Here is an 11903-nt window from a genome sequence, read left to right as displayed (position 1 = left end):
ACAGAGAAAATGGAAAACGCCGAGATTGAAAAAACACAAGAAGATGAAAAATTCACAAAAATAAAAGCTCTTGCAAAAGAAGCTTATCGTTTTCTCGACCAAGGTCGCTTCAAAGAAGCAAAAGAACGATTAGACATATTAATTGATGAAGATCCTTCCAATACCTATGGGCTTGTTGGACTTGGCGATTATTATGCCAAAACAAAACAACCAGAACAAGCCATCCAATATTATCGAAAATGTTTGAGTGGTGATACCACAAATAAGTTTTCCCTTATGGGACTTATGAATGCCTACCGAGATCTCAATAGTTTAAAAAGAATCATTGAAGTTGCGGAAGAATTTCACCACATAACAATCACAGATGCAAGTATTTTATCTAGAGTTGCTGATGCCCACAGAAAGTTAAAAAACTTCAAAGAATCAGAAGTGTATTATATGGAAGCTCTGCAAATTAATCCAAATGACCAATATGTCATTGTAGGACTTGGGCATTTGTATTTTGCCTGCCAACGGTATGCGGATGCGATTTTATGGTGGGAAAAACTTCTGAGTAGCCAACCAAATAATATTAAAATCCTAACTGAAATTGGAAATAGTTACCGTAAGATCAAAGATTTTGATAAAGCAATTCTTTACTACGAACGTGCCAAAAATCTAGATCCAAAAAACTTTTTTGCTCTTTATGGTCTTGCCGAGTCTTACCGCGGGAAAAAAGATTTTAAAACTGCAATCACTCATTGGGAAAAAATCCTTGAGTCTGACCCTGAAAACAAACTCATTATCAACCGTTATGCGGACTCTCTCAGAGGCCTTGGCAACTACGACAAAGCTCTCGAATGTTTTAACAAAATTCTCGCGAGTGGCGACGATTATTTTGCACTTCTCGGAAAAGCTGCCGCATTACGACTCATTGGTGACCTCGAAAAAGCAGAAGAAATTTATTTAGGACTGCTAACCAAATCTCCAAATGATCCAAGACCAGCCCTTGAACTTTCAGACCTTTGGGACATCATGGGGAAAAAAGCACAGGCCATCAAATTGCTAGAGGATTTAGCAAAGAAAAATCCATCTAACGAAGCAATTCGCGAACGGATTGAGTATTTAAAGGATTAGGAATACTATCTTTCACTTATTGGTATGAAATTGAGATACATCCATACCAATAGTGCAAATGTACTTGTTACAAAAAAAGTAACTCCTGCTCCAAACGTAAACCAAATCCAACCAGCAATCAAACTTGCAAAAAAAGTAGCAAAACTCTGTAACCCAGTGAACATTCCAATGGCAGTCCCTACTTCCTCGGAAGGCACAAGGTTACTAATCCAAGCTTTTCCAATTCCTTCTGTTGCACTTGCAAAAAGACCATATAAAAAAAAGGCAAATACAATCCATGCCAGAGTTTGAAAGCTACCCATGATCCAATACACAAGGATGAACATAAAAATTCCGAATAAAAACATTCGTTTGAGTCCGAAACGATCTGCCAATATCCCAAATGGATAAGCAAAGATGGCATACACTAAATTATAAAAAATATAAATCCCAATGACTGTCGTGTCAGTGAGCCCCACTTCTTTTGCTTTCAGGATCAAAAAAACATCGGAACTATTCCACAAAGCAAAAACAAGTAATCCAAAAACTAACTTTCGATAATTGGAATTTGTCTGTTTCCAATACGAAAGATAGGAAAACAAACTAGTTGTTTTTCCCATTTGTTTTGTTTGGTTTTCCTTATCTTTTAATAAAAAAGTAAGTCCTATTGAAATGAAACCTGGCACTATCGCCAAATAAAACAAATATACATATTGATTGGGATAAAGTGCCAAAAAGATTAAAGCGATGCTTGGACCAATCACAGCACCCAGTGTATCAAAGGAACGATGGAATCCAAAAATCTGTGCTTTTGAGGAAGATGTTGCTTCTGCTGATAATAAAGCGTCCCGAGCTCCAGTGCGAACACCCTTTCCAATCCGATCCATTGTTCGTGAAAAAAAGACAAGGTATGGCAATCGACTTATGGCTAACAAGGGTTTGGAGATGGCACTCAGTGCATAACCAAAACGCACAAAAGGAACTCGTTTTCCTTGGATATCCGAGAGATTGCCAAAGTACCCTTTACTATAACCAGCGACAAATTCAGCAACCCCTTCCAAAAATCCAATGAAGAGGATCGAATAACCGATGGACTTTAAGTAAATAGGTAAAATTGGGTATAACATTTCGCTTGCGATGTCGGTAAAAAGACTCACAAGCGAGAGTATCCAAACTGTTTTGGAAATTGTTTTCAAATTTTTAGAGACCTACCAGCCCAAAAGAATGTATCCATTTGGGAATCACTCTTATGAAACTGGATGGAAAAGAATCAGTAACACTCCTTACGGAGCAATGGTTTTGAGTAAACTTAAGTCCTCTTTTTTGAAGACTTTAATCGTTGTTTTTTCTCCTTCTTTTGGTTTTCCTGTTACGTAAATTTTATCGCCAAAAAATGTGAGTTCCGAATTTTCTTCGACTGGTTCTTCTGTCCGTTTTTCAAACGTTAAATCTGATTTAAAACGTGATACATGGTATTTGTCTTTTACCTTTTCAATTACATAAATTTTGTCTTCACGATTGATCATAGGTGTTCGCCAGAAAATATCAGCTGATTCACTAGTCTTTTTTACACCTAATTTATCTGGATCAAGTAACACTAGTTTGTGTTTTCGAGTTTCTACTTTTTCTCCATCATAACCAAGTATAAGTACCCCTTGGTTTGCAATTTCTTTAAACTCCTTAGAACAAATATTATTGTAAGGACTTTTGAATAGAGCATCATCTTTTGCTGGATCAATGGCCCAAAGTTCATTGGAATAGTGACCATCTGTATCATATTTGATAAACTTCATAAAAAGGATTTTGTTGTTCACAACATTATCACTTTGTTCTTCTTTTTTCTTCAGTTCTTCTTTGGTTTGTGCGAGTTCTGTTTTTAATTCTTCAACTTTCGCTTCTACCTTTTGAACTGTGTCATCTTTTTTTGCACCATCACTTGAAGTAGTGGTTCCTGTTCTTGCTTCTTCTTTTTTAGCAAGTTGTTCTTCTTTTTTGCTCAGCTCTTCTTTTTTTGCTTCGACTGCTTGGGATTTCTCGTCAGTTTGTTTTTTCTCTTGTTCGATCTTTTTGACTTCTTCCGTTTTTTTATCAATCTCAGCTTTATTTTTTACAGGATCTTTTTTGAGTTCATTTAGACTTGCAACTGCTTCTGCTTCTTGTTTTTTAAGAGCTTCTTTTTTGTCTTGGAGATCTTTACCTTCTTTGGACACTTCGTCTTTTTTATCTTGCAATACCTTTTTTTCATCTTTGATTTTATCGGTTTGCAACTTGTCCATTTTTTTGGCTTCGTCTTCCATCTTCTGTTTGGTGGCAGGATCTTTTTCTTTGTCCTTCACCGTACGATTTACATCTTTTTCTAATTCATCTGTCGTAACATCTTTACCACTGTCTTTTAAGATGTTCCCTTCTATTGGAATGATGATTTGTGTTTTACCTGGCCAATTTTTATATACCGTATCAATCCCCAATTTATCAGGAGATGTTACTTCCATCACACCGGCTGTGTATTTTTTTCCAAAAAATTTGGCATCCTTTCGATGAGTTGCATTATAGTACAGAATGTACTGAGCGAGTGTCTCAGCATTTCCTACTTTGTATTGGAAAGACTTTTCAATATAAGAAGCAAGGATCCTAGCAATGGAATTGATATGATCAAAACTTTGTGTTTCGGAAATAATCAGGATATCAGCTCCCAGTTTTCCATCAGCTCCAGGTAAAATCCTTTGGATTTTCACTCCATCCACACTTGCCGAATTTTCTTTGGACAAGGTTTCTGCGAGTTTTTTACCAGTTTCCGTGTTTTCTTGGATGATGTCATCGGAAGCCTTACGTAAGGATCGGTTGATGAATTCAATTTTTTTGGAACCCTTGATTTCGGATTCACCGAGAGGGGCTTTGGACTGGGCTGTCAGTGAAAAACCGACAACAATTAGACAAATGATGATGGAACGAGAGATTCTCATTGTTTCCTCACGAAAATAGGTTTCAGATGCCCACAAGATTAACAACCTTTCCGATTCTGCAAAGCAAGTTTTCGAATAAAAATCTATTTACCAGGGGGTGAACTTTCAAAATTCTGTGGGAGAATGCCTACGTTTACACACAGAATCTTCAATTTTAATGCAGGTCCCGCCATGCTCCCTACCGAGGTCATGGAGGAGGCGCAGTCTGAGTTCCTCAATTTTAAAGGAACTGGTATGTCTGTTATGGAAATGAGCCATAGAGAAAAACTTTTCCAAACTATTTTAGATGAATCCATCGCTGATTTACGAGAACTTTTAAACCTACCTTCTCGTTATGCGGTTGTTTATTTTCCAGGTGGAGCTACTTTACAATTTTCAGCGATTCCTTTTAATTATTTAGAATCAGGTGATTCCGCTGATTTTGCAGTAACTGGCGTTTGGGCAAAAAAAGCGTTTGAAGAAGCCAAAAAATTCTACCCAAATGTAAAATCCATCTTCAATGGAGCGGATTCCAAATACATGGAACTTCCTACCATCACGGATGCTTCTGTCAATGACGGTGCAAAGTATGTTTATATCACATCTAATAATACAATTTATGGAACACGATACAAATCCTTTCCTAAATTGAAAAAAGCTCCACTCATAGCTGATATGACAAGTGAGTTACTCAGTCGCAAACTACCTATTGATGATTTTTCTGTCCTCTTTGCAGGAGCTCAAAAAAACATTGGTCCTTCTGGACTGACTGTTGTGATTTATGATAAGGAAAAACTCCCACAAGTTTCCCATGCAATACCCAATCTTATGAATTTTGCTTTGATGGAAAAAAATGGATCTCTTTATAACACACCACCTACCTATTCCATCTACATTGCTGGGCTTGTTTACAAGTATTTAAAACGGAAAGGTGGACTTTCTGTTATGGAAGAAATCAATGAAAGAAAAGCAAAAAAACTGTACGATGCAATTGATGAATCATCTTTATTTTATGCTCCCGTACCAGAGGCGTTTCGTTCTGCGATGAATGTTGTATTTCGTAGCCATAATGATAGTTTAGATTCCAAATTTTTGTCACTTGCCGAGGAACAAGGATTTGCTGGTCTTAAAGGATACCGTGAAGTAGGTGGATTTAGAGCGAGTATCTACAATGCAATGCCTGAAGAAGGAGTGGATGCACTTGTATCCTTTATCAAAGAATTTGAAAGGACAAATGGTTAAATTTGGATTAGGGATATTCATTTGTCTCACGACAGGTGTTCTCTATGCACATTCTGTTTGGATTCCTGAAGGAAATTTTGGTTGGGAAGAAGCTAAACAATGTTATGTGACTTTGCAAAAAGAAATTCCGCCAAAGGCCATTAGCCCTGACATTCAAAATTTGGATCGAACCAAAATGTCTTTTTTTGCAAGAGAGTCTGCTGAACTCAGAATCAATTCTTTGGATTGTATCAAAACTTCGATTACACTTCCAGAAAAAGATTCCAATTTGGGAGAACTTTTAACACCATCACTACTCTCTGGACTCAAGTGGGAAGAATCCTATTTCCAACTGGAATGGAGGATTCTTCTTTCTGATAACAGACCCTACCCTCTGACTCCAAGTGAGATTCAGATCGCCAAACAATGGCTAGAGTCGCATAATGAAATCAAACAAGAAATTTTTGCTTTAACGATCGAATATTTATCCGAAAAAAATCCAAGTTCCAGACGTGAAAGGTATCTCGACCTATTCACTGGTTATTATGGAAGTTTACTCCGAGAAAGGGATAAGTTTTTACTCTCCCTTTCCGTTGAAAGTTATACGTCTTACACCGATGCCCTAAAACAAAGAAAGGAAAAATCCGAATGAAAGAAAAAATTGGAATCGCCTCTGATCATGGAGGATTTGCTCTCAAAGAATTCCTCAGGAAAAGTCTCGAGGAATCGTATGAAATGGTCGATTACGGTACTAAGAGCGAAGAGTCCGTCGACTACCCAACCATCATTGGAGATGCTTGCCGAAAGGTTCTCTCTGGTGAAGTCCCAAGGCTCATCGCTCTTTGTGGTACTGGCATTGGAGCATCCATTGCAGCAAACCGCTTCAAAGGCATTCGAGCGGCCCTTTGCCATGATGAGTTTACGGCGGAAATGTCCAAACGCCATAACAATGCCAATGTACTCGTTTTAGGGGGAAGAGTTCTCGGAACAGATTTAGCTCTGAGAATTGTGAAAAAATGGATCGAAACAGATTTCGAAGGTGGCAGGCACCAAAAACGATTGGGTCTTATCGAAGAACAATCCTAATTTCCCTATGTTTCCTCCTTTCGGGGACCTCTCTCTTCTCATGGGAAGTCCCCAAAAAGGAAACCGTCAACCTGAGCCTTTGGAAAAAAATTGGTGTTGTCGAACACAAAGAACCTGGCAAAAAAAACACACTCAAACCAAAAGAAAACACACCTCGATATGGAGAGTTGTTTTTTGATTTTGAAGGGGAACCAAATGAACCAAACCTATCAGAATCGGGAACCACTTTCCCTTCCAAGTCAATCTCTGTTGTTTCCTCTTCCTACTTAGAAGATACCAAAACACAATTTTTTGGTAAAAAATCCGCTTACTTTTCTGGTAGAAGGAACCAAATCCACCTTTCCGTTTCAGGGAACTCAGTGTTTGGAACCCACCCAGATCCATTCAGCATTTCCATTCCACTCCGTATGGGAGAACAAGGTGCAGGTTCCGTGATCTTGGACCGAACGGTTTATGTGAAAGGGAAAAAATACGGCATCTCACTTGAATTAAACGAAGGGAAACCAACACTTTTCGTGAACAATCTTTTGCAAAAAACGGAAGGAAGGACAAGTAGTTTTGTATTAGAATCTTCTGTGAAAATCAAACGTCAAACATGGGAAGTGATTTCCATTTACTTTGATACGCTGAACCATCGTTATGTGTTATACCAAAATGGAATTGAAACCGCAGAATATGAAAACAATTCACCAGATACCATCGGTTTTGGTTTCCCTGAAAATGATTCAACTCCTTTGGTATTAGGAAAATCGTATTATGGTAATTTAGATGGTTTCCATATCCACAAAGGGGAACCGGAAACTCATTATACAAAATTTGAATCTGTAAAATACGATGATGCTACAAAAATTGGTACGATGGAAGGGAACTATACAATCTCACCTATCTTAGAGACTAAGTATAGCAATTCGATCTTACAACAAATCCAGTGGAAAATTGACAAACCACAAGATACAATGATTGAATTGTACTTTCGTGGTTCCAATCAGAAATTCAATGAATCAAGTTCCCTTTCTTGGACAAGGATTCGTTCCCTTACAACGGATTTGCCAAAACTTCGTTTTAAATTCTACCAGTGGAAAATCTGGTTTAGACCAGATCCTATGGGAAAAACTGTTCCGAACATCCAATCACTGAGTTTTGATTATACCGAACAATCTCCACCAGACACTCCGACTCTGTTTCGATTCGACCCAAACAATACAAAAGAAGATCAAGTTTGTTTTTTGTGGAACTCCAATCATGAAAAAGAAGTTCAAAATGGAGGTGGTTACATCATCCATTATGGCCTATTACCGAATCGAATGATTGGATCTGTATTTGTGAAAAAGAACCAAGGGAATGAACTTCGTAAAATAGATGGAAACGAAGAAAACAGCACTTTTCGCAACAAACGACTTTGTATAGATGAAGATACACTCATAACAAATATTTATATCCCAGAAGGTCAATTGGAATCACCAGAAGACCGCAATTTGGCAGACCAAGTTGATGTTTCAAAAAAAGAAAAACGAGGGCATTTGTTCCAATCGGGTTTGACGTATTATTTCAGAATATCAGCTTACAATCGTTATTTAAATGAATGGGATTCGAAGGACCAAAAAAGTCCACTTTCACCACCAATTTCAATTAGTTTCCCGAAAGAAGTTTCGAATCTTAAGTAAGGGATGAACCACTAGTTCATCCTTTCCATAATGATAAAACTCATCCATTCCTTCATTTAATGCGGAAACTTGTTCCAATCCAAGTCCATCCGTTAGAAGTAACTCCGAACGAATTTCATCCATTGAAATAGGGAAAATTTGATCGCATAAATCCTCTAAGTTCCGAAGGATCATCTTCTTTTTTTCAACATTCATAACCCCTAAGTTGGAAAACACTATATGAATGGAATGGGTAGAAGTGAAAAAACGAGTATTGGAATCAATTGAAGTGAGTAGTAAGTTTTTTAATGTTTCCTTTTTATCGGATTGGATGAGTGGAACTAAAAAACTAGCAGACAAATATACTTTCAAGGAAAGATCTCCGTGAGATTTTGCACAGCTTTTCGTCTCAGTAATTCCGATTTTTGTATGATTTCATTTTGTAAAGCCAATCGAATGAGTTCCCCTTGAGAAATCCCCCTACGAGTTGCTTCATTTTTCAGTAAAATTTGTTCTTCTTCTGAAAGTAAAATCTGAAATCGTTTATCAATTTTTGCCATTAATCTTCTTCTTCCAATTCCTTTTCGGCTTTTTCAAATTTTCGCCAATACAAACTTGCGTCCTTCCATTGACCAAGTGATTCATAAAGTGATGCAATATTATAATAAGATTCTGTTAATCGATAATCCAGTTTCACTGCTTTCAAAAAGAGTTTAATCGATTTTTCTTTGTTATCCGAGAACCACTCACTAAATGCCCATAAATAATACCACCGTCCCAAGTTTGGATCCCTTGGTCTTACTTTTTCCAAATGTAAAACATTTTCTTGGAATAGTTTTGAAGCTAAATTATAGTTTTTTTGGATGATTTTTGCCTTATTGATCCTATCTTCTGCTGGTTCATCTGGTTTTGGAACGGACAAATCATTCCGATACAACAAAGCTTTTGCATATAATAATTTGAAGTATAATTCGTTTTGACTCAGTTCAAGGTAACGTTCTAAATAAGGAATGGAACTGGTTTCTTCATCTACCTTATGTAATCCATAGATTTGTTTTTTTAAGGCAATGGTTTCTTCCTTTTTTTTACTTCCACCCGCAGAGATGGATGTAACGATTACGAAACAAATCGATACTAATTTAAAAATATAAATAGTAGTTTTGCCCATCTTCTGGAAATTTCATTGATTTGAGTTCGTGGGAGAATGGTAATTCTTGTAATTTTTGAACAACAGTTAAGTATAAATCTTTTGCAGATACAATCAACATCATATTAGGTGAAGTCTCAATCAAACGATCTTTACTTTCCAAATATGTTTGGATCACTTCAACAAAGTGTTTTTTGCTACGTTCCCATTCAGGAGATGGGTGGTATTCAGGCCAATGGATGCGCAGTACGTTGGCTGCCCTTTTTCCACCAAAGGTTGCTTGCATAAATGATCGAATCATCCATGACAAACTATCTTTTAAAAACTCAGGTTTTCGTTCTTCTTTATCAACTAATACATGCAAAGCGGGGATTACCTGTTTTAATTTTTCTTGGATCATCCGTTTGTGTGAATCTAAAAACTTCCCTCGTTCTTCTTTATTCAAGAGTACTAGAAAAATTCCAGGGAATCCAAGAGTTTCCATATGAAAAGCAATGATGGTCTCTGTTTGTAGTAAAATTTCCCAAGAGAATTTTTTGGAAACAAATCGATCAAGTCTTACATTTTCATCAATGTCTAAGGAAGCAAAACCTGATTCATCAAAAGGAAGGTAAGGATCATGGTGTAAAAAAATTAAATTGGATCGTGTATTATAATCAAGACCTGATGAAATTTGATTATGAAACGAACCTAGTGAATCATTCAAAAACAAATAGGAAAACCGAGGAGAACCCAAACGGGAAATAAAGTTTTTTGTGTACCCGACAATACCATCGTAGGAAATTTCATTTTCACGGTAGATTTTATCAAGAAGGCTATACTCAAATCGTTTTTCTTCAGGGATGGAGGTAAAGAGATTATCAGAAATTGGACTTTGTTTTGGTTGTTGTGTTTCCTCACGTTTTGTCACATTGGAAACCAATCGTTCTAATTCTGGATTAAAAATTGTTTCTCTTTTTCGTTGGACCGCATCTAAGATTGCGACACGTTTCCAAGTAGCAGGTGGTAGAATTTTAAAACTCGTTTTTTTCACAGGAATTTGATTCTTTATAATGGGTTCTATTTTTGTTTCAATTCCTTCTTGATTCCATTCGGATTTTTTTATCAATTCATTCTCTTCGTGAATCTCCGCATGATGAGGAAGGGATTCCCCTAACATTGGCGTAGTTGACCATCTTCGTTTCAGATTTGCCCAGAACACAAATAAAACCCAGGGACCAATAAAAACGAAACCAAAACTAAGCATGTATGCGGGATAGGAAGCATATCGATACACAGACAATCCAGAAACAATGCCAGGTTTTCCTTTTTCCTTATCTAGGTAATAGGTTTGGAATTTATGGTGCAAAAATCCTACCGATTCCTTTTTGGAATCAGTATGCCTTAGTTTGGAAAGATGAGTGCCATTCCATTGCCTAGGATTGAATAAAACCTGTTCTTTACTTTTGTTATCAGTCAATTTTATATCAACAAACGGAAAATAAAACTCAGCTTTGTCTTTTTCTTTTTTAGCATATAATAAATTAGGATTGAGAACCGTAACAAGAACAGTTTTTAAACTATCTTCTTTATTTTGAATGGGGATTATGTAGACTAAATCCATCTCAGATTCAATCAATACAGATTTGGGATTTTCCTTCATTTTTTGCAATAAGAGAAAAATTTCAGAACCAAATCGATTTTGGAGAGTAACATCAACCTGATCCATATTCCATTCATATATTTCAGAAATTACCGATTCACTGATCCCAAATCCATTCGTATGATTTAAGTAATTCGACCGAATATTTTTTTCAAGACCAATCAATGTATCTTCAAGTTGATTCAGTCGGTGTTTGGTCCAAGGTTTGTAATATCGATAGTCTGGGAATAATTCCCAACTTTTTTGGTAAAAGACTAGGAGAACCAAATACACAAGTATTGGTATGACAATCCGTTTTTTGAAATGAAAATGTTCGAAATGAACAACCATCCAAACAAAATGTATATAAAATAAGCCAGTAAAGGTAATGAGAAACAGGATAAAACAACCATAACGAATTTCTTCAATTTCCGAATCTGCTTGCCTTAACAAATAAATGGAAAACTGATCCTTTGTTTCTAACAATAATTTAGAAAATTCACCGTCGATTTGCCAAGTGATTTCCTGACCTTCTTTCCCTTGGAACAAACCTAATAATTCGTTACTTTCACGATCTCCAGAAAGAATTGATTCATCATTGGTATATAAGATTTTTTGAGTATTCGGTTGGAATACCCAATATAAATATCCATATTCTAAATTTGGATTTTGAACAAATCCATGCGAAAAATTAAATTTTGGGAATACAATGAAAAATTTTCCTGTGTTGACCCGATACACATAATCACCGTTAGATAAAATTTTAATTTTACCTTCCAATAATCCAGATGGGTCTTGTCTCAATTCTTCCTGAAAAATTTCATTGGTTTCATTTGTACTATGTATCAAACGTAAAGAATCATCATATAAGCGTACATAATCTAAATGTAGGGATTTTTGAATTTGTTGTGTGACTTTACTTGCACGGTAGGGTAATTCTGAGTCACGAACAAAAAACTCAATTGTATTCAAATAATCATTGGTTCTATTTTCATCATACCGCAAAAGAGCGGTGATCAAATTTGTTTTCCTTTGGATGGGACGAATCCATTCAAAATAACCGTAAAAAAGGAAGGTAACAAATAACGAAACGGAAATGAGACCAAAAAGAATAGACAGGTTTCCGAAATTTCGTTTCATCATTCTTA

11 protein-coding genes are annotated in these 11903 nt (G+C 36.4%); 5 read left to right on the top strand and 6 right to left on the bottom strand.

Annotated features, from left to right (window positions below):
• The first annotated feature begins 9 nt into the window (after positions 1-9).
• The gene (locus tag CH354_RS13470; RefSeq protein ID WP_100727461.1) at positions 10-1116 is read left to right on the top strand and encodes a tetratricopeptide repeat protein; all 1107 of its coding nucleotides are present in this window, start codon (positions 10-12) and stop codon (positions 1114-1116) included.
• 5 nt (positions 1117-1121) lie between these two features.
• Here CH354_RS13470 and CH354_RS13465 read toward each other — a convergent pair whose 3' ends face one another.
• Positions 1122-2291, bottom strand: coding sequence for an MFS transporter (locus CH354_RS13465; RefSeq protein WP_100727460.1), 1170 nt, complete (start codon positions 2289-2291; stop codon positions 1122-1124).
• Between the two features lie 87 nt (positions 2292-2378).
• A complete protein-coding gene (locus CH354_RS13460; RefSeq protein WP_100727552.1) occupies positions 2379-4058 on the bottom strand; it encodes a P83/100 family protein in 1680 nt (559 codons plus the stop codon).
• Positions 4059-4181: 123 nt separating this feature from the next.
• Here CH354_RS13460 and serC point away from each other — a divergent pair, with 123 nt between their 5' ends.
• From serC to CH354_RS13440, 4 genes are read left to right on the top strand one after another with little or no spacing between them, the layout of a single operon-like run.
• Positions 4182-5279: a 3-phosphoserine/phosphohydroxythreonine transaminase gene (gene serC / locus CH354_RS13455; RefSeq protein ID WP_100727459.1), complete on the top strand. Its 1098-nt coding sequence runs from the start codon at positions 4182-4184 to the stop codon at positions 5277-5279.
• The gene (locus CH354_RS13450) at positions 5272-5910 is read left to right on the top strand and encodes a hypothetical protein (RefSeq protein WP_100727458.1); all 639 of its coding nucleotides are present in this window, start codon (positions 5272-5274) and stop codon (positions 5908-5910) included. The genes serC and CH354_RS13450 overlap by 8 nt, the downstream gene beginning before the upstream one ends.
• The gene (rpiB, locus tag CH354_RS13445) at positions 5907-6344 is read left to right on the top strand and encodes a ribose 5-phosphate isomerase B (RefSeq protein ID WP_100727457.1); all 438 of its coding nucleotides are present in this window, start codon (positions 5907-5909) and stop codon (positions 6342-6344) included. The genes CH354_RS13450 and rpiB overlap by 4 nt, the downstream gene beginning before the upstream one ends.
• Positions 6275-8008 (top strand): concanavalin A-like lectin/glucanase, encoded by a 1734-nt coding sequence (locus tag CH354_RS13440; RefSeq protein WP_243396087.1) that lies wholly within the window; start codon positions 6275-6277, stop codon positions 8006-8008. Before rpiB ends, CH354_RS13440 begins: the two co-directional genes overlap by 70 nt.
• Here CH354_RS13440 and CH354_RS13435 read toward each other — a convergent pair.
• Genes CH354_RS13435 through CH354_RS13420 form a run of 4 tightly spaced genes read right to left on the bottom strand, consistent with a single transcriptional unit; the run spans position 7970 to position 11898 of the window.
• Positions 7970-8359, bottom strand: a complete 390-nt coding sequence (locus CH354_RS13435; RefSeq protein ID WP_100727456.1) for a hypothetical protein — start codon at positions 8357-8359, stop codon at positions 7970-7972. The genes CH354_RS13440 and CH354_RS13435 overlap by 39 nt on opposite strands.
• The gene (locus CH354_RS13430; RefSeq protein ID WP_100727455.1) at positions 8356-8547 is read right to left on the bottom strand and encodes a ribbon-helix-helix domain-containing protein; all 192 of its coding nucleotides are present in this window, start codon (positions 8545-8547) and stop codon (positions 8356-8358) included. The genes CH354_RS13435 and CH354_RS13430 overlap by 4 nt, the downstream gene beginning before the upstream one ends.
• Positions 8547-9155, bottom strand: a complete 609-nt coding sequence (locus CH354_RS13425; protein WP_100727454.1) for a tetratricopeptide repeat protein — start codon at positions 9153-9155, stop codon at positions 8547-8549. Before CH354_RS13425 ends, CH354_RS13430 begins: the two co-directional genes overlap by 1 nt.
• Positions 9127-11898, bottom strand: a complete 2772-nt coding sequence (locus tag CH354_RS13420) for a hypothetical protein (protein WP_100766513.1) — start codon at positions 11896-11898, stop codon at positions 9127-9129. Before CH354_RS13420 ends, CH354_RS13425 begins: the two co-directional genes overlap by 29 nt.
• Positions 11899-11903 lie beyond the last annotated feature (5 nt).

It is taken from the genome of Leptospira levettii (assembly GCF_002812085.1).
Lineage (GTDB): Bacteria > Spirochaetota > Leptospiria > Leptospirales > Leptospiraceae > Leptospira_A > Leptospira_A levettii.
This window is presented reverse-complemented; position numbering and strand designations above follow the sequence as displayed.